Origin of the sequence: Nocardioides sp. NPDC006273 (assembly GCF_040613495.1) — a bacterium.
Taxonomy (GTDB): Bacteria; Actinomycetota; Actinomycetes; order Propionibacteriales; family Nocardioidaceae; genus Nocardioides.
The window spans coordinates 72,828-90,621 of the sequence record NZ_JBEXSD010000010.1; the positions used below are offsets into that span (position 1 = coordinate 72,828).

At 69.3% G+C, this 17,794-nt stretch carries 14 protein-coding genes and 1 riboswitch; of the genes, 8 read left to right on the plus strand and 6 right to left on the minus strand.

The genetic code is table 11. The features are described 5' to 3' along the window. Positions 1 to 5 precede the first annotated feature (5 nt). Positions 6 to 179: riboswitch (cyclic di-AMP (ydaO/yuaA leader) on the minus strand. Positions 180 to 391: 212 nt separating this feature from the next. From ABZZ22_RS06770 to ABZZ22_RS06780, 3 genes are read right to left on the minus strand one after another with little or no spacing between them, the layout of a single operon-like run. Next, the gene (locus ABZZ22_RS06770; protein WP_354928271.1) at positions 392 to 1,072 is read right to left on the minus strand and encodes a response regulator transcription factor; all 681 of its coding nucleotides are present in this window, start codon (positions 1,070 to 1,072) and stop codon (positions 392 to 394) included. A gap of 14 nt (positions 1,073 to 1,086) precedes the next feature. Continuing rightward, complete coding sequence (gene ligD, locus ABZZ22_RS06775) at positions 1,087 to 2,004, minus strand: non-homologous end-joining DNA ligase (protein WP_354928274.1); 918 nt, start codon at positions 2,002 to 2,004, stop codon at positions 1,087 to 1,089. After that, positions 2,004 to 2,984, minus strand: a complete 981-nt coding sequence (locus ABZZ22_RS06780) for a DNA ligase (protein ID WP_354928277.1) — start codon at positions 2,982 to 2,984, stop codon at positions 2,004 to 2,006. The genes ligD and ABZZ22_RS06780 overlap by 1 nt, the downstream gene beginning before the upstream one ends. 119 nt (positions 2,985 to 3,103) lie before the next feature. Between ABZZ22_RS06780 and ABZZ22_RS06785 the strand changes: the two genes are divergently transcribed. The 7 genes from ABZZ22_RS06785 (at position 3,104) to ABZZ22_RS06815 (ending at position 9,487) form a co-directional block, all read left to right on the plus strand. Beyond that, complete coding sequence (locus ABZZ22_RS06785) at positions 3,104 to 3,961, plus strand: Ku protein (RefSeq protein ID WP_354928280.1); 858 nt, start codon at positions 3,104 to 3,106, stop codon at positions 3,959 to 3,961. Between the two features lie 143 nt (positions 3,962 to 4,104). Beyond that, positions 4,105 to 4,464, plus strand: coding sequence for a YciI family protein (locus ABZZ22_RS06790; RefSeq protein WP_354928283.1), 360 nt, complete (start codon positions 4,105 to 4,107; stop codon positions 4,462 to 4,464). Between the two features lie 11 nt (positions 4,465 to 4,475). Further along, positions 4,476 to 5,762 (plus strand): sigma-70 family RNA polymerase sigma factor, encoded by a 1,287-nt coding sequence (locus ABZZ22_RS06795; protein ID WP_354928286.1) that lies wholly within the window; start codon positions 4,476 to 4,478, stop codon positions 5,760 to 5,762. Between the two features lie 52 nt (positions 5,763 to 5,814). Continuing rightward, positions 5,815 to 6,630, plus strand: a complete 816-nt coding sequence (locus ABZZ22_RS06800; RefSeq protein WP_354928289.1) for an alpha/beta hydrolase — start codon at positions 5,815 to 5,817, stop codon at positions 6,628 to 6,630. Between the two features lie 159 nt (positions 6,631 to 6,789). After that, on the plus strand, positions 6,790 to 7,422 hold the full coding sequence (gene kynB, locus ABZZ22_RS06805; RefSeq protein ID WP_354928292.1) for an arylformamidase: 633 nt from the start codon (positions 6,790 to 6,792) through the stop codon (positions 7,420 to 7,422). Further along, on the plus strand, positions 7,419 to 8,678 hold the full coding sequence (gene kynU / locus ABZZ22_RS06810) for a kynureninase (protein ID WP_354928295.1): 1,260 nt from the start codon (positions 7,419 to 7,421) through the stop codon (positions 8,676 to 8,678). Before kynB ends, kynU begins: the two co-directional genes overlap by 4 nt. Further along, the gene (locus ABZZ22_RS06815; protein WP_354928298.1) at positions 8,675 to 9,487 is read left to right on the plus strand and encodes a tryptophan 2,3-dioxygenase family protein; all 813 of its coding nucleotides are present in this window, start codon (positions 8,675 to 8,677) and stop codon (positions 9,485 to 9,487) included. Before kynU ends, ABZZ22_RS06815 begins: the two co-directional genes overlap by 4 nt. 110 nt (positions 9,488 to 9,597) lie before the next feature. Here ABZZ22_RS06815 and ABZZ22_RS06820 read toward each other — a convergent pair whose 3' ends face one another. Both ABZZ22_RS06820 and ABZZ22_RS06825 read right to left on the minus strand, forming a co-directional pair. Further along, a complete protein-coding gene (locus tag ABZZ22_RS06820; RefSeq protein WP_354928301.1) occupies positions 9,598 to 10,518 on the minus strand; it encodes a methylenetetrahydrofolate reductase in 921 nt (306 codons plus the stop codon). A gap of 71 nt (positions 10,519 to 10,589) precedes the next feature. Continuing rightward, positions 10,590 to 11,498: a CoA ester lyase gene (locus ABZZ22_RS06825; RefSeq protein WP_354928304.1), complete on the minus strand. Its 909-nt coding sequence runs from the start codon at positions 11,496 to 11,498 to the stop codon at positions 10,590 to 10,592. 295 nt (positions 11,499 to 11,793) lie between these two features. Between ABZZ22_RS06825 and ABZZ22_RS06830 the strand changes: the two genes are divergently transcribed. Next, positions 11,794 to 13,851, plus strand: coding sequence for a carboxypeptidase regulatory-like domain-containing protein (locus ABZZ22_RS06830; protein ID WP_354928307.1), 2,058 nt, complete (start codon positions 11,794 to 11,796; stop codon positions 13,849 to 13,851). Here the strand turns inward: ABZZ22_RS06830 and ABZZ22_RS06835 are convergent. Beyond that, complete coding sequence (locus tag ABZZ22_RS06835) at positions 13,811 to 17,761, minus strand: NAD-glutamate dehydrogenase (protein ID WP_354928310.1); 3,951 nt, start codon at positions 17,759 to 17,761, stop codon at positions 13,811 to 13,813. The genes ABZZ22_RS06830 and ABZZ22_RS06835 overlap by 41 nt on opposite strands. Positions 17,762 to 17,794: the final 33 nt, after the last annotated feature.

Here is a 17,794-nt window from a genome sequence, read left to right on the forward strand (position 1 = left end):
GCGTGAGTTCCTTCCCACGCCTGCGAGGTGAGCTGTCGGGTTCGGGCCAGAAAGGTTGCCCGGCCATCTTGCGATGGCTTCACCCCGAGCGACCGTCCGAGTTAGTCGCGTGGATCTTGGGTCCCCCGCTCCTGTCCCATACGTACTGCTGAGTGTGAGGGGTAAGGGGGTTCAGTAGTAGGGGCCGGCTTCCGGAGGGACAGGATTCGGCGTGTACCGGGGCCGGTCGTGCATTCTGCACGGCTCAACCAAGGTGACATGGCAACTCAAGCGGATCCAATCCGGAATGTGCGCATTTGGGGCGGAAACCACGTGTTCACGCGTGGTTTTACCGTCGTTTGTGAGTCATCTCACCGGCAGACGGCCGTTTGAGACCAGGTCCGAGCGGGTCTCACTCCGCCGCTTCGAGCCGGAATCCGACCCCGCGGACGGCGACGACCTTCTCCTGCACACCGGCCGCCTCGAGCTTCTGGCGCAGTCGTCCGACGGTGACGTCGAGCGTCTTCGTCGAGCCGTACCAGTTCTCGTCCCAGACCTCGGCCATCAGCCGGTCACGGGAGACGACCTTGTCGCGGGAGGCGGCCAGCACGGCCAGGAGCGCGAACTCCTTGCCGGTCAGCGTCACCTCGCGCTCACCGGCGTAGACCCGGTGGGCAGCCACGTCGATGCGCAGCGCGTCGTCGTCGCCGCCGGGCTCGTCCGGACCCGAGCGGCGCAGCAGTGCGCGGACCCGGGCCTGGAGGACGGCCAGCGCGAACGGCTTGGCCAGGTAGTCGTCGGCACCGGCGTCGAGGCCGACCACCAGGTCGATCTCGGCGTCCCGAGCGGTGAGGATCATGATCCCGCCCTCGTAGCCGTTGTCCCGCGCGGCCTTGCAGACCTCGAGCCCGTCCATGTCGGGAAGGCCGAGGTCGAGCAGCACGAGCTCGGCCTCGTAGGGGGGCGCCAGCAGCTCCAGCGCCTTCTTGCCGGAGTCGACCCAGGTGACGTCGTACCCCTCACGCTGGAGCGTGCGCACCAGCGGAGCGGCGATGTCCTCTTGGTCTTCTACGACGAGCACGGAGTTAGACATGAAGAGAACAATAGTTACAGGCCCGTAGGGCTTGTGAAGAGATCCCCCCTTTCAGATAAGCGCGTGATCACATTGTTAGGTCCGAGCTGCTCGATACCGAGCGGATCCTCGGCTCCTTCGGTGACCTCGTCCCAGGTGACGGGAGCTGCCACCGTCGGGGTGTCCTTGCCTCTCAGCGAGTAGGGACAGATGGTCGTCTTCGAGCCGGAGTTCTGCGACCAGTCCAGGAAAACCTTGCCTGACCTGCGGCTTTTGGTCATCGTCGCGGTCACCTTGCTCGGGTTCGCCTTCTGTAGGTCCTCGGCGATCTCCTTGGCCAGCGCCGTGGCCGCGTCCGGCTCGACGGGCTCCGGCAGGGCGGCGTACAGATGCAGGCCCTTGCTGCCGCTGAGCACCGGAGCCGCGGCGAGGTCGCGGGCGCCGAGCGCCTCGCGCACCAGCAGCGCCACCTCGCAACACTCCTGGAGACCGGCCGGCTCGCCGGGGTCGAGGTCGATCACGATCCGGTTCGCACCGGCCGGGGTGCCGTCGGCGCCGACCGTCCACTGATGGACGTGCAGCTCCAGCGCGGAGAGGTTGGCGGCCCAGGTGAGGGCGGCGAGGCTGTCGAGGACCGGAAAGGTGAGTGTTCCCTCCTTGTGGTCGGCGGTTCGGGATCCCGTTGTCGGAACGATGACCGTGCGGACCCAGCTGGGTGTGCCAGCCGGTGCGTTCTTCTCGAAGAACGACATGTCGCCGATGCCGTGCGGCCAGCGGATCCGCGTCACGGCGCGGTTCTCGAGCTGCGGCAGGATCGCCGGCGCCACCTGGGCGTAGTAGTTGAGCACCTCGCCCTTCGTCATTCCGGTGCGGGGATAGAGCACCTTGCTGAGGCTGGTCAGCGTCAGCACCCGGCCGTCGACCTCGACGCGTACCTCTTCTCGTTCGACCATCACAGATCCTCCGGTGAGACGTCGTCCCTGATCCCGATGAAGCTCGGCTGCCGCAGCCGGCCCTGGTAGCTCGCCGCCGCGACGGCGGTGCCGTGGGTCTCCACCTCCACGACGAGGAGCGGCTCGACCCAGTGGGTGCCGCGGGCATCCACCGTCGGCACTCCCCCGTCGGGGTCGACGTCGGGGCCGGCGAAGGGGCTGCGCCCGGTCTCGCGGAGCAGTTCCCCGAGCCGCTGGGCCCGCTTGCCGGTGATGCCGCTGCCGACCCTTCCGCGGTAGATCAGCCCGTCGGGCGTCGGCTGTCCGACGAGCAGGGCGCCGAGACGCTCGGTGCCGCCCTCGGTGCCCACCTCGGGTCGCCAGCCGCCGACCACGAGCGATGCCCGGTAGCGGTGGGCGAGCTTCACCCAGTCCTTGCTGCGCTCACCGGGCCGGTAGCGGCTGCCACGCCGCTTGGACACGATCCCCTCCAGCCCCTGCGCCCGTGTCACCTCGTGGAGCATCGGCCCGTCGTCGTAGGTCGCCGGCAGCTGCCACGACCCGAGGTCGCCCTCGGCTTGGACGGCCTCGAGGACCTTGCGCCGCTCGGCCCAGGGCTCCTCGATGAGCAGCCGCCCGTCGAGACGGAGAAGATCGAAGACCATGTACGTCGCCGGGATCTTCTCCGCGAACCGTGCAGCGCGGCGGACGTCGCGGTTGTGCATCCGGTCCATCAGCACCCGGAAGTCGGGCAGCCCGGAGTCGTTGAGCGCGATCACCTCGCCATCGACGAGCACGTCACGCTTCGGGCCCGTGGCGATCTCGGGCCAGGCAGGGGTGGCGTCGTTGTCGTTGCGTGTGGTCAGCCGGGTCTGCGTACGCCCTTCGGGGCTGTCGCCGAGGAGACGGATGCCGTCCCACTTGACCTCATGGACCCACTCCTCCCCCGGCGGCACGTGGCTGCCGGGCGTGGCCAGCATGGGACGCAGCGTTGAGCGCATGGGCCCATCTTGCTATCTCGCGGCGGCGCGTGGTGGCTCTGACGGGGGTGAATGGGGTACCGGTATCGGGGAATCCGACAGATACTTGGTGAATCCATCCCAACTGACGAGGGGTCCGCATGCGTGCGATCTGGAAGGGCGCTGTCTCGTTCGGGCTGGTCAGCGTGCCTGTGAAGCTCTACTCGGCGACGGAGTCCCACGACGTCTCCTTCCGCCAGGTGCACCAGGCCGACGGCGGCCGGATCCGCTATCAGCGGATCTGTTCGATCGACGGGGAGGAGGTGCCCTACTCCGAGATCGCCAAGGGCTATGAGACCGAGGACGGCGAGATGGCCATCCTCACCGACGACGACTTCGCCAACCTGCCGACGACCTCCTCGCGCGAGATCGCGGTGGAGAAGTTCGTGCCCTCCGAGCAGATCGACCCGATGCTCTTCGAGAAGAGCTACTACCTGGAGCCGGAGAACACCGGGGTCAAGCCCTACGCGCTCCTGCGCCAGGCCCTGCTCGATGCCGACCGGGTCGCCCTGGTGACCGTCGCGCTGCGTCAGCGCACGACGGTCGCCGCGCTGCGGGTGCGGCCGACGGACAACGGCGACGTGATCGTGCTGCAGACGATGATGTGGCCCGACGAGATCCGGGTGCCCGACTTCAACGTCGAGGCGGGCGAGATCAAGGACTCCGAGATCAAGATGGCCAACATGCTCGTCGAGACGCTCGCGGGCGACTTCCACCCCGAGGAGTTCTCCGACGACTACGCCGAGGCCATCGAGGAGATGGTGAAGGCCAAGATCGAAGGCGGCGAGGTCGAGCGGACCCCCACCTCCACCAAGACCTCCGGCGAGGTCGTCGACCTGCTCGCCGCTCTGCAGCGCTCTGTCGCCGCGGCGAAGAAGTCGCGCGGCGAAGAGGTCCCCGAGGAGGCGTCCGACAAGGACGAGGACAAGGGCGAGGAGAAGGCCTCGGAGGCCTCCTGAGGAGGAGGCCGCGCGCAGCGTGGAGACGACCGGCGCGACACGCAGAAATCTTCTGGTGCGGTCGTGTCGAAGAGGGCAGGCTCTGCTCGACGCGTAGGCGACGATGCTCAACGGAAGCGTCGCGCAACCGCAAGGAGAGACTGATGCGCTACATGATGCTGGTGAAGATGGCCCCCGACGCCGGGCCGCCTCCGGTGGCACTGATGGAGGCGGTGGAGGGCGAGATCAAGCAGCAGTACGCCGATGGCATCCTGCTCGACGCCGACGGGCTAGGTCCCGGGCTGGAGATCCGGCTGACCGCCGGGGAGGTCACCCACATCGACGGACCGTTCGCCGAGGCCAAGGAGGTCGCGGGCGGGTTCTCGCTGTTCGAGGTCCGCTCCCACGACGAGGCCGTCGAGCTCGGGCGGCGGATGGTCCAGCTCCATGAGGAGCTGTGGCCCGGGCAGGACGTGGCCGTGGAGATGCGGCCGTTGGTCGGTCCGCCGGCGCCGGCGGAATGAGTCACTGAAAGGTGGTCTCGACAAGCTCGACCACCGCTGAAGAAGCGATCGTCGCGGTCTGGCGCAACGAGTCCGTACGCCTCCTCGCCGGTCTGGCGCGGATGACCCACGACCTCGACCTGGCCGAGGATCTGGCCCAGGATGCCCTCGTCGCGGCGCTGGAGCAGTGGCCGGACGAGGGCATCCCGCGCAACCCGGGGGCGTGGCTGATGTCGATCGCGAAGCGGCGCGCGATCGACGGGTTCCGCCGCGACGAGGTGCTGCGCCGCAAGGTCGCCCTGTTGGGCCACGAGCTGGAGGAGGGTGAGATGCCGGACCTGGCCGCCGCTGTCGACTACATCGAGGACGACGTACTGCGCTTGATGTTCGTCTCGTGCCATCCGTCCCTGGCCCCCGACTCCCGCACGGTGCTGACGCTGCGGCTCGTGGGCGGGCTGACGACCGCCGAGATCGCGCGGGCCTACTTCGCCAAGGAGTCGGCCGTGGGGCAGCGGATCTCGCGGGCGAAGCGCACCCTGGCCGAGGCCGGGGCGTCGTTCGAGCTTCCGGTCGGCGAAGAGCGGGCTGCACGTCTGCGCGACGTGATGCAGACGATCTACCTGGTCTTCAACGAGGGCTACGCCGCGACGTCCGGGCCGTCGTGGACCCGGCCCGAGCTGTGCCTGGAGGGAATGCGGCTGGCCCGGATGCTGGCCGCGCTCGCTCCGGGGGACCCCGAGGCGCAGGCGCTGCAGGGGCTGTTGGAGATCCAAGGCTCGCGGCTCGCGGCCCGGGCGGACGCCGACGGGAGTCCGGTGCTGCTCGAGGACCAGGACCGGGCCCGGTGGGACCAGCTCCTGCTGCGGCGCGGCCTGGCCGCCGTCGACCGGGCGAAGGCGCTGGCCGCGTCCGGCACTCCCGGCGGGAGCTATCTGGTTCAGGCGATGATCGCCGCGTGCCACGGCCGCGCCCGCACGGCCGAACAGACCGACTGGGCCGAGATCGCGCGCCTCTACGACGTGCTCGCCGCCGCTGCCCCGGGCGCCGTCATCGAGGTCAACCGGGCCGTGGCGCACGGGCGCGCCTTCGGGCCCGACGCGGGACTGGCGATCCTGGCGGCCCTCCCCGACGGTGCGCTCCCGGGATCGCATCTGCCGGCCGGCGTACGTGGTGACCTGCTGCACCGCGCCGGGCGACACCTCGAGGCCGCGGCGGCGTTCGAGGAGGCCGCCGCGGCGACCGCCAACGTCGAGGAACGAGAACTTCTGGAGAAACGCGCGGCCGCGTGTCGAAACGACGACAGCTCGTCCGACGCGTAAGCATCAACCGAGCCTCACCGGCTCGCCAACCGCTGGATTAGGGAAGATCGCCATGACCAAGACCACCACCTCCGTCGACGGCTCCACGATCGCCTACGACGTCACCGGCACCGGCCCGGCGCTCGTCCTCGTCGACGGCGCGATGTGCTATCGCGGCTTCGGGCCGTCGCAGGAGCTGGCCGACGCTCTCTCGGACCGGTTCACGGTCTACCGCTACGACCGCCGCGGCCGGGGCGAGAGCACCATCGCCAAGCCCGCTGCCGTGGGCACCATGGAGGCGGTCGAGCAGGAGGTCGCCGACCTGGGCGCGGTGATCGAGGCGGCCGGCGGTCACGCCCACCTGCTGGGCCTCAGCTCCGGTGCCTTCCTCGCACTCGAGGGCGCACGGGCGGGGCTGCCGATCGACAAGATCGTCGCCTACGAGGCGCCTCTCATCCTCGACGACACCCACCGCCCGAACGACGCCGATCTGGCACAGCAGGTCGAGGCTCTCGTCGAGAAGGGCAAGCGGGCGGCCGCGATCGAGCTGTTCATGCGCGTGGTCGGCATGCCCCTGATCGCAGTCAAGATCATGCGCCTGTCCCCCATGTTCAAGAAGCTCACCCCGGTGGCGCACACGCTGACCTATGACCTGGGCATGTGCGTCCCGTTCCAGCAGGGGCGGCCGTTGCCGAACGGCTACTACAAGAACGTGTCGGTGCCGGTGCTGTCGGGGGCGGGCAGCAAGAGCCCGACCTACATGACCAACGCCCAGCAGGCCATCTCCAAAGCGGTCCCGGACGGCCGCTACGTTGTCCTCGACGGGCAGGACCACATGGTCAAGGCCGCCGCCCTGGCCCCGGTCGCCACCGAGTTCCTCACCGCCTGAAGCGCTGAGTCGGCTCGTCCTGACCCGATCGACCGTCGAGTCGGCTCGTCATGACGCGCCGACTCGGCGGACTGACCGGTCAGGATGCGCCGACTCGGCGAGCTGAGCGGTCAAGATGCGCCGACTCGGCGAGAAATCGGGTCATCTAGGCTGCGGAGCATGGCGCAACTGTGGGACATCTCACCACCCGTTCACGCGGACTCGCCGGTCTTCCCCGGTGACCACGCCACCGAGGTCGGCTGGACGTTCCGGATCGGGCCCGGGTGCCCGGTCAACGTCGCCGAGCTGACCCTGTCGGCCCACGTCGGCGCGCACGCGGACGCTCCGCTGCACTTCACCGACGGGGGTACGCCGGCCGGTGAGATGTCGCTGGAGCCGTTCCTCGGTCCGTGCCGGGTGGTCGACGTCTCCGACGTGCGGCCGCTGGTCACCGTCGACGACATCGACGTCACCGACCTGCCGCCGCGCGTGCTGTTCCGGACGTACGCCACCCAGCCGACGACTTGGGACGACGACTTCTGTGCGCTCGACCCCGCGGTGATCGACCTGCTCGCCTCGCACGGGGTGCGGCTGGTCGGCACCGACGCGGCCAGCCTGGACCCGTCCGACTCCAAGGACCTGCCGGCGCACTTCGCGACCCATCGTCACGACGTACGCATCCTGGAGAACCTGCTGCTCGACGAGGTCCCGGCGGGCGACTACGAGCTGATCGCGCTCCCGCTCAAGCTCACCACCGCCGACGCAGCGCCCGTGCGGGCCGTGCTCAGGCCGATCCAGGAGGTCGCCGGATGAACCGCGACGACGTGGTCGCTCTCGACCGGGCCGACCCGCTGGGTCCGCTGCGGGAGCTCTTCGACCTGCCCGAGGGGACGATCTACCTCGACGGCAACTCGCTCGGCGCGCTCCCCCGCGCCACCGCGGGCCGGGTGGCCGAGGTGGTCACGCAGGAGTGGGGGCGCGGGCTGATCGAGTCGTGGAACACCGCCTCCTGGATCACCCTGCCCCAGCGCGTCGGCGACAAGATCGCCAGGATCGTGGGCGCAGGTGAGAGCGAGGTCGTGGTCGCCGACTCGACCTCGCTGAACGTCTACAAGGTCCTCGCCTCGGCGCTCTCGATCGCCTCGGTCGACTCACCTGAGCGACGGATCGTGATCAGTGAGCGCAGCAACTTCCCGACCGATATCTACATCGCCTCCTCGCTGTGTCGCGAGCGCGGCTACGAGCTGGTGCTGGTCGACTCGCCCGACGAGATCGAGGGGCTGCTCGACCGCGCCGCGGTGCTGATGCTCACCGAGGTCAACTACCGCACCGGATACCTGCACGACATGGCCGCGGTGACCGAGCGTGCCCACGGACACGGCGTGCTCGCGGTCTGGGACCTGTGCCACTCCGCGGGTGCCGTGCCGGTGGACCTTCGTGGCGCTGATGCCGACTTCGCGGTCGGCTGCGGCTACAAGTTCCTCAACGGCGGCCCCGGCTCGCCGGCATTCCTGTGGGTCAGCCCGCGCCATGTGGACCGCTTCGAGCAGCCGCTGTCCGGCTGGATGGGTCACGCGGCGCCGTTCGAGATGTCGCCGGGCTACCGGCCGGCGGAAGGGGTCTCGCGCTATCTGTCCGGCACCCCCGCCGTCATCGGCATCTCCGCCCTGGAGTGCGGTGTCGACACGCTGCTCGCCGCCGAGACGTACGGCGGTCTGCCGGCGCTGCGGGAGAAGTCGCTCGCGCTGACCCGGCTCTTCGCCGACCTCGTCGCCTCCCGGCTCCCCGGGTTCGTGATCGAGTCGCCGCCGGAGGACGCTCGGCGCGGCAGCCAGGTGTCGCTGAGCCTCGGATCGGGCGAAGGGGCGTACGCGATCGTGCAGGCGCTCATCGAACGTGGCGTCGTCGGGGACTTCCGAGCAGGCTCGCCCGACATCCTGCGTTTCGGAGTCACCCCGCTCTACACCCGCTACGTCGACGTGTGGGACGCCGTCGACCACCTGGTCTCGGTGATGGACAACGACGAATGGCGCGACGAGCGCTTCTGGACCCGAGGAGCAGTCACATGAGCCGTGAAGACAGCGGAGCGCAGGACCTTCCGATGGACTACTCCGACTACCTCCACCTGCCGGAGGTGCTCGGTGCGCAGAACCCGCTCTCGGGCGACCACCACGAGATGCTCTTCATCGTGCAGCACCAGGCGATGGAGCTGTGGATGCGGCTCGCGCTGCACGAGCTGACCGAGGCCCAACGGCTGCTCTCGGTCGACGAGGTGCGCCCGGCGTTCAAGGGGCTGGCCCGGGTCTCCCGGGTCATGGAGCAGCTCGTGCACGCCTGGGACGTCCTCTCGACGCTGACCCCGACCGAGTACGACAAGTTCCGCCCCTACCTGGCCACCGGCTCAGGGTTCCAGTCGTGGCAGTACCGCTGCATCGAGTTCGCGCTCGGCAACAAGGCGGTCCACACGCTTCGCGTGCACGAGGGGCGGCCGCACGAGCAGGATGTGCTGGCTGCGTACGGACGGCCTTCTCTCTACGACGAGTCGCTGCGACTGCTGTCCCGGCGAGGCTTCGACATCCCGGAGTCACACCTGACCAGGGACTGGAAGCAGGAGTACGCGGCGTCCGACGCCGTCGAGGCGGCCTGGCGCGAGGTCTACCGCGACCCGGAGAAGCACTGGGACCTCTACGAGCTCGGCGAGGAGCTCACCGACCTGGAAACCGCCTTCCGCGTCTGGCGGTTCCGGCACGTCACCACCGTCGAGCGGATCATCGGTTTCAAGCCAGGCACCGGCGGGACCTCCGGTGTCGGCTACCTGCGCAAGCAGCTCGACATCATCCTGTTCCCCGAGCTGTGGGCGATGCGTACAGGGCTGTGAGCAGGGTGGATGCTCACCGAGGTAACTCGGTGAGCGCGCACCTACTTCGTGGAACTCCGCGAGGCAAGTGACAGTTGACCGAGGTAACTCGGTCAGCATCCCGGCCCGCGTCAGCGCGTCAGCTTGGCCCGGAGCCGCTCCGCGAGGCGTACGGAGGCCTCGATCTCGACCTTCCGGATCGAGACGGACTCGATGTTGATGCCGAACGGCACGCCGAGCTGACGGCAGAACGCCATCAGCTCGAGCGCGGTCGCCTCGGCCTGCTCGAGCGAGGCGTCGAGGGTGTCGGTGGCGTGGCGCAGCTCGTTCTCGATCCAGCGCGGGACGTCGACGCCGAGCCAGCGGAGGAACTCCAGGGTCTTCATCGAGCCGCACACGGAGAAGGTGAACACGATCGGGACCGGCTCCACGCCACGGCTCTCGCACTCGTAGCGGTAGTCGGAGACGAGGTTCTTGGCGGCGTTGACGTCGTAGACGACCTGGGTCACGAAGTAGGAGCAGCCCGCCTCCTGCTTCGCGATCAGCCGGAGGTGCTCGTCGCCCTTGGCCGTGTGTCGCTCGGGGATCGCGACCGCTCCGAGGAGCAGTTCGGGGTTGATCTCCTTCCGGATCTCCTGGGCACGGCGCAGGCTGGTCGCCACCCGCTTCTCACCCGAGGAGGCACCGACGAAGACCGACAGCGCCCTGGTCGGGTCCTGGGTCTTGACCCAGTCCCGCAGCTCCCCCTCGTCGTACTTCCCCGTGGCTCGGTAGACCACGGCCGGCACGTCGAGACCGGCGAGGTTGCGCTCGAGGAACTCGGCCGGGTCGAGGGTGCGTACGAACGGAAAGGGTCGTTCCTCGGGATTGCGATCGGACTCGTCGTCGATGTCGTAGAGGATCAGTCCGTCGACATCCAGCGGCCGGATGCGCTCGAGCGTGACCTCCGCGATCTGCTGCACCCTCTCGGGGTCCGTCGTCACCCTCGGTGGGGTGACGGCGAAAAGCAGAATCTCACCGGCTCGGTCACTGATGCGCTGCTGCAGATCCACGGCCTCAACGCTAGCCGAGGAGTGCCGACTCGGCGCGTCTGTCCCACCCCAGCGCGCCGAGTCGGCGTGGATCAGTAGACGCTCGGCCCCGAGGCGGGGGCGTCGTAGGCCTCGGTGTCGGGCTTGATCTTGAACAGCTCGGCACGCCGCTTGATCGTCTCAGCACGAGCCAGGCGCGGCTTGTCGCTGCCGTCGCGGATCACGCGGCCGCCCTCCTCGAACTTGTGCAGGAACTCGTAGGCCCAGGTCACGTCGGACGGGGTCGGGCTGAACGACTCGTTGATCACCGAGGGCTGCTCGATGTCGAGGCAGAGCTTGCCGGTCATACCCATGGCGACGCCGTCGGAGGACTGCTCACGCAGGAGGGGGTGGCTGCTGCCGACCGTCGGGCCGTCGATCGGGCCGGACAGGTTGCCGATCCGCGAGGCCAGGACCAGCTTGGTCCGCGGGTAGGCCATGGCGAGCGGGTCGTTCTCCGCGCCGGTGTCGCGGCGGTAGTCACCGGAGCCGAACGCGAGCCGGTAGGCGCCGCGCGCCCGGGCGATCGTGGCGGCGTCCTCGATCCCCAGCGCCGACTCGAGCAGCGGGATGACGGGGGTCCCGCCGCCCAGCCGCTGGAAGGTGTCGGTCACCTGGTCGGGCGACTCGGTCTTCGCGAGCATCACACCGGCGAGCGTCCCGATCCCGGCCAGCGCCGAGATGTCCTCGCTCCAGTCCTCGGTGGTCCAGTCGTTGATGCGTACCCAGGCACGGCCGCCGCCCTTGAGCCACTCGGTCACGTTCGCACGCGCCTGTGACTTCAGCGAGCTGTCGATCGCATCCTCCATGTCGAGGATGATCTGGTCTGCGCGGCTGAGCTGCGCGTCGTCGAAGATCTCCGTACGCATCGCGGAGACCAGGAGCCAGGATCGGGCGTTGTGGCCCTCGACTCGGTTGGCTTCGCGCACCTCGCGCTTCTCGGCGATCTGGCTCGTGCTCATCGTTCGTCTATCTCCCTACTGGCGTCCTGGGCTGGACGCGATTTGGACGGTAAACCAACGCGTCGGTGACTCGCGAGTAGGAAGCCTGTGTGCAGAGCTGGTTGAGACGTAACCCACATCGAGCCCTGGGTCCGAAGGGGTGACTCCACAGTCCTGCTGGGCCAGTCACCTGGAGGCACAACGGCGTCAACGACAGCCATATGGGCGATTCGGGACGTAAAAACATGTCGCTGCTCGGATAGTCTGCCGAAGTCCCCCAACGCGACGTTTGTTCCCCCGAAGAAGGATCCCTCCCATGTTCAAACGGGCTTGCTTGGCGTTGGCGCTCCTGGCCGGAGCGTTCCTCATGGTGCTCTCACCGCCGCCGGCTCATGCGATGACGGACTCGTGGGCCGAGTGGGCTCCCATCTCCGGGACGTCCAACGACTACTCCACGACGATGACCCAGCGCTCGGCCGGCTTCCCGCAGGCCCAGATGGCCAGCGACTCCCGCGCCAACGTCGCCCTCCCCAGCGGGGCGAGCACCTTCCTCGACACCAGCACGCCGCCGGGGGCGAAATACGGCACGAGCCGCGGTTCGGCCTACATCAACCTGCGACCGAAGGCCGACACCCCGAGCAGCCCTTCGACCACGACGTACGCCTTCGAGAACCCCACGCCCGACACCGGCTGGGCGTTCGTGCTCGGCGACATCGACTCCGACCAGGTCCAGATCCTGGCGACCGACGAGAACGGCGACCCCGTCCCGGCCGCGGAGATCTCCGCCTGGTTCCAAGGATCGTTCAACTACGCAGGCGGCACCGATCAGCCGACCTGGAACGCGGCCACCTCGACGCTGACCGGCAACCCGACCGCCACCGACACCAACGGCGCCAGCGGCTGGTACGAGCCCGACATCCGGATCACCAGCCTCTCCTTCGTCTTCACCCGCCGCGCCGGGTTCCCGATCTACCAGACCTGGTTCGTGAGCAGGGCCCGGCCGATCGGCGGCACCGTCACCGACGTGTCGACCTCCGGGGCCTGCCCGATCGAGGAGTCCGTGCTCACCCTCGTCTCTCCGTACGGCGAGACGCTGGCGACCACGAGCCCCGCCGCCGACGGCACCTACTCCTTCGGCGACTTCGCCACCCAGGACGGCTACACCGTCCGCCTCACCCGGCCCGATAGCTGCGCGACGGTCGGGCAGTCCGAGGTGGTCGTGAGCAACCGCGGCAACGATGACGACCCTGCCTCGCGGGCCGACTTCGAGGTGCGGCAGGTGATCCCGCAGGCCATCAGCGGCACCGTACGCGACTCGGCCGGCGCGCCGGTCCCGGGCGCGACCGTGACCCTCACCCGTCCCGACGGGACCACCGCGACCACGACGACGAGCGTGGACGGCAGCTATCTCTTCGACGACAACGCCGCCGGCACGGGCTACTCGGTGACCCTGACGGTGCCCGACGGCTACACCGCCGGTCCCGACGGTACGACCCGCTCCGACATCACCATCACCGACACCCCGATCACCGACCAGGACTTCGTGGTGAACCAGCTGGCCAGCGTCTCGGGCACCGTGACCGGCGGCGGCAACGGTCTCGGCGGCGTCCAGGTGCGCCTGGTCCCGGCCGGCGGCGGCGACCCGGTCACCACGGTCACCGACGGTGACGGCAACTACCTGCTCGACGGCGTGCCACCCGGTGACTACACCGCCGAGATCGACGCGCCCGAGGGCTACTCCGGCGCCACCACACGACCGGTCACCGTGACCGCGAGCGACGTGACCGGGGTCGACTTCGACCTCACCCGCCCCGGCACGGTCACCGGACAGGTCACCGACGCCTCGTCCGGGGACCCGGTCGCCGGGGTCACCCTCGCGGTCGACGGTCCCGACGGCCAGGTCGCGGTCATCACCGACGACGCGGGCGCCTACATCCTCGAGGACCTTCCTCCGGGCGACTACACCATCACCGTCACCGCGCCCGACGGGATGCGCGTGGTCGGGGAGACGACGCGTACGGTCACGATCACTGCGGCCGGCGAGATCCGCGGCGGGCAGGACTTCCGGGTCGAAGCGGTTGCCTCCCCGAGCCCGACGCCGACCCCCACCCCGGACCCGACGCCGACACCGGACCCGACACCGGACCCGACACCGGACCCCACACCGGACCCGACCGACCTCCCGACCCCGGGCGGAGACGAGAATCCGCCGACGGCCCCGAACCCGGGACCGCCGACGGAGATCTCATCTCAGAGCTCGTTGCCCGAGACCGGCGGCCCGTCGTGGATCTTCGCCGCGCTCGGTATCTCGCTCATGCTCGCCGGAACGGTGCTCACTGTGACGGCTCGGCGACGCGCCCGAAGCCACGGTTGACCTCTTCGTTGACCACCGAGGTCGCCCAGATCTCCCGCCGCAGCGGGTGGTCCAGGACGGCCTCGGGGAAACGCTCACGGATGGCGGTCGGGAAGTACGCCACCAGCCGCTGCGTCATCTCCGGGTCCGTGGCCGGGTCGGGAAGACCCTCGGCGACCAGCTCGCGTTGACGCTCGATCTTGGCCCAGGCGAGCACGACGGACAGCTCGGGGGCGGTGAGCCCCTCCCCCGCCTCCAGACGGCGAGCCACCTCGGTCGATGACGGCAGTCCCTCGACATCGCGGGTGAGGAGACCGTCGGTGACCCACTCCGCGATCTGACGCTCGTGCGCCTCGAGCAGCTGCGGCGCCGAGGCGACCGCACGGGTCAAGGTCACGTTGTGAGCCTCGTTGTGAGCCAGCACCAGCGCGGCGACCTCGTCGGTCATCTCCTCGAGCAGCTCGTCGCGCGCGGCGAGGGTGAGCGAGCCGGCGCGTACCTCACGGTCCAGCAGGATCTTGAGGTTCACCTCGTGGTCGGAGGTGCCGACTCCGGCGGAGTTGTCGATCGCGTCGGTGTTGATCAGCCCACCCTTGCGGGCGAACTCGACGCGCGCGGCCTGGGTGATGCCCAGGTTGCCGCCCTCGCCGATGACCCGCACCCGCAGGTCGGCGGCATCCACCCGGACGCCGTCGTTGGAGTGGTCCCCCGCGTCGTCATGGCTCTCGTCAGAGGCCTTGACGTACGTGCCGATCCCGCCGTTCCACAGCAGGTCGACCGGCGCGCGCAGGATCGCGCTGATCAGCTCCTGCGGCGTCAGCCGCTTGACGCCGGTCGCGAGACCGAGCGCCTCGCGCACCTCGGGACTGATCGGCACCCACTTCAGCTGCCGCGACCACACGCCTCCGCCCGCTGAGATCAGCGAGGTGTCGTAGGACTCCCAGTTCGACCCGGGGGTCTCGAAGAGACGCTTCCGCTCCTGGAACCCCGTCGCCGCGTCGGGCGTCGGGTCGATGAAGATGTGCCGGTGGTCGAAGGCAGCCACGAGCCGGATCCGGTCCGAGCGCAGCATGCCGTTGCCGAACACGTCTCCGGACATGTCGCCGACGCCGACGGCGGTGATCTCGTCGACCTGCGGGTCGATGCCGAGCCGCTTGAAGTGGTGCTGCACCGAGACCCAGGCACCTCGCGAGGTGATCCCCATCGCCTTGTGGTCATAGCCCGCCGAGCCACCGGAGGCGAACGCGTCGCCGAGCCAGAAGTCGTACTCCGCCGCGACCGAGTTGGCGAGGTCGGAGAACGTCGCGGTGCCCTTGTCGGCGGCGACGACCAGGTAGGAGTCGTCGGCGTCGTGGCGCACCACGTCGGGCGGCGGCACGATCTCACCGTCCACCCGGTTGTCGGTGACGTCGAGCAGGCCACGCAGGAAGGTGACGTAGGCATCCGGACCGGCGACGCCCTTGGGGACGAAGCCGCCCTTCGCGCCACCCGGCACGATCACGGTGTTCTTGACCTGCTGCGCCTTCGCCAGTCCGAGCACCTCGGTGCGGAAGTCGTCGCGCCGGTCGCTCCACCGCAGCCCGCCACGGGCCACGGCGTCGAAGCGCAGGTGCACGCCCTCGACGTTGGGCGAGTAGACGAAGATCTCGTACGCCGGCCGCGGCAGCGGCAGGTCGGGCACCTGCTGCGGGTCGAACTTGAACGCGAGGTAGTCCCGACCGCGGTAGTAGTTGGTCCGCGTCGTCGCCAGGATCGTGGTGACGTAGCTGCGCAGGATCCGGTCCTGGTCCAGGCTCGCGACGTCGTCGAGTGCCTCGATGATCGCCTCGGCCCGCTTCGTCTCGTCACGCGTGGTGAGCGAGGGGTCGAAACGGGTCTCGAACAGCTCCACGAGCTGCCGGGCGATGCCCGGGTTGGCGACCAGCGCGCCCGCGATCGTCGCGAACGAGTTGGGGGTGCCGCCCTGGCGCAGGTAGCGGCCGTAGGCGCGCAGCATCGTGATCTGGCCATGGTCGAGACCGGCCAGGACGAGTGCGTTCAGACGGTCGACCTCGCTGCGCCCCGACCAGGCCTGGTGCAACGCTGCGACCAGCTGGATGGGCGTGCCGACGGGGGTGCCGGCGTAGGCGAGGCCGAAGTCGTAGATGAACCACTCCTCCGACCCGGACGTGCCGACCCCCTCCAGGTCATAGGGCCGCTCGTCGGTGACCTCGAAGCCGAAGGAGGACAGGATCGGGAGCATCAGCGACAGCGAGAGCGGGCCGCCGGTGCGGTAGATCTTGACCCGGAACCCGCCGGCGCTCTCGGGGTCCTTGTAGAAGGAGAAGTCGACCGCCTCGCCCTGGTGCGAGAGCAGCTCCAGGCGAGTCAGGTCGGCGGCGCCGGTGTCGGCGTCGAAGTCCTCCTTGTAGGCCTCTGGGAAGGCGTCGAGCACGTGCGAGAGCCGGGCCGCACCGTCCTCTCCGGCGTGGGCGATGACCGCGCTGACCAGGTCGTCGCGCCAGCTCCGGGCGGCCTTGCGTAGCCGCGACTCGAGGCTGTCGACCAGCCCCGGGGTGTCCAGGGCCTTGCCCAGCGACTCGGTGGTGCCGTGGACCACGAAGTGCACCCGGGCGGTGGTGGACTCGCTGATGCGTACGGTGAACTCCAGGTCGGTGCCACCCAGGACATCGAGGAGCACCTTCGAGAATCGCTCGCGGACCGTGGTGTTGTAGCGGTCACGCGGCAGCGAGACGAGCACCGAGACATAGCGCCCGTACGTGTCGGGACGGACCGCGACCCGAAGGATACGACGCTCGATCGCGCCCAGCGCGGCCTCGGCGAGCGCGGTCAGCTCCTCGGCGGAGGCGTGGAAGAGCTCTTCGCGCGGGTAGGTCTCCATCGCGTCGAGCATCGCCTTGCCGGTGTGGCTGCGGGGGTCGTAGCCGGTGTGGTCGAGGACCGCGGCGACCTTGCCGCGGACGACCGGGATCCGAGTCACCGACTGCCGAGCCGACTTCGTGGTGAAGAGCCCGAGGAACCGGTGCTCACCGACCACCTCACCGGCGCCGTTGAAGATCTTGATGCCGACATGGTCGAGGTAGGCGGGCTCCCCGACGGTCGAGCGCGAGTTGGCCTTGGCGAGGACGAGCATGACCTTGTCCCGGGCGTGGGCGGCCACCTTGGGCGGCATCTTGCCGTGGTCGGGAGCCTGCGGCGGGTCGGCGCGCAGGATGCCCAGGCCGGTGCCGGAGCGGCCGCGCAGGTAGTCACCGTCGAGGCGGTACTCGCGGTAGCCGGTCAGCAGGAAATGGTCCTCGGCCAGCCAGGCCAGCAGCTCGGCAGCCTCGGCGGCCTCCTCGCGAGGCACGCTGTTGGGCGGGGTGTAGCGCAGGCCGGCCGCGATCTCCGCCAGTCGGCGGTGAAGGCGCGGCTCGTCCTCGATGACCTCGCGTACGTCCTCGAGGATGCCCTCCAGACCCGCGACGATCTCCTTCGCCGTGTCGGGGGCGAGACGGTCGATCTCGATGTGCATCCAGGACTCGCGGATGTCTCCTTCGTTCACCCCCTCGAGCGCGCCGGTCACGTCACGGGCGACGTCGATGACGGGGTGGACGACGAGATGGACGTCGAGACCGCGGCGGTAGAGCTCGGTCTTGACCGAGTCCACGAGGTAGGGCATGTCGTCGACGACGATCTCGACGACGCTACGGCCTCCGGCGGACCAACCATCTGCAGCAGTGGTCGGGGTGAGGATCCGCACGGCGGCGGTGCCCTGCGGGCGGCTCGCTGCCAGCGCCAGATGTGATCCCACCGCGCCGGCGAGGTCTGTCTCGCTGCGGCCGGTGAGCTCCTCAGGAGCTACGTTGCGGAAGTAGGTGGTGCTCGGCAGGCGGAACTGCTGGACCGTCTGCGAAGCTTGGACAGGTTGGATATGCGTCTCCGTTGACACACCTGTCACGGTATCCCGGGAGGGCTGCGGATA

Excerpts from the sequence above, each read along its gene's own strand:
- ligD (WP_354928274.1), bottom strand. The coding sequence starts at position 2,004 with ATGGTCGAACGAGAAGAGGTACGCGTCGAGGTCGACGGCCGGGTGCTG.
- ABZZ22_RS06825 (WP_354928304.1), bottom strand. The coding sequence starts at position 11,498 with ATGAGCACGAGCCAGATCGCCGAGAAGCGCGAGGTGCGCGAAGCCAAC.
- ABZZ22_RS06780 (WP_354928277.1), bottom strand. The coding sequence starts at position 2,984 with ATGCGCTCAACGCTGCGTCCCATGCTGGCCACGCCCGGCAGCCACGTG.
- ABZZ22_RS06770 (WP_354928271.1), bottom strand. The coding sequence starts at position 1,072 with ATGTCTAACTCCGTGCTCGTCGTAGAAGACCAAGAGGACATCGCCGCT.
- ABZZ22_RS06815 (WP_354928298.1), top strand. The coding sequence starts at position 8,675 with ATGAGCCGTGAAGACAGCGGAGCGCAGGACCTTCCGATGGACTACTCC.
- ABZZ22_RS06790 (WP_354928283.1), top strand. The coding sequence starts at position 4,105 with ATGCGCTACATGATGCTGGTGAAGATGGCCCCCGACGCCGGGCCGCCT.
- kynU (WP_354928295.1), top strand. The coding sequence starts at position 7,419 with ATGAACCGCGACGACGTGGTCGCTCTCGACCGGGCCGACCCGCTGGGT.
- ABZZ22_RS06830 (WP_354928307.1), top strand. The coding sequence starts at position 11,794 with ATGTTCAAACGGGCTTGCTTGGCGTTGGCGCTCCTGGCCGGAGCGTTC.
- ABZZ22_RS06785 (WP_354928280.1), top strand. The coding sequence starts at position 3,104 with ATGCGTGCGATCTGGAAGGGCGCTGTCTCGTTCGGGCTGGTCAGCGTG.
- ABZZ22_RS06800 (WP_354928289.1), top strand. The coding sequence starts at position 5,815 with ATGACCAAGACCACCACCTCCGTCGACGGCTCCACGATCGCCTACGAC.
- kynB (WP_354928292.1), top strand. The coding sequence starts at position 6,790 with ATGGCGCAACTGTGGGACATCTCACCACCCGTTCACGCGGACTCGCCG.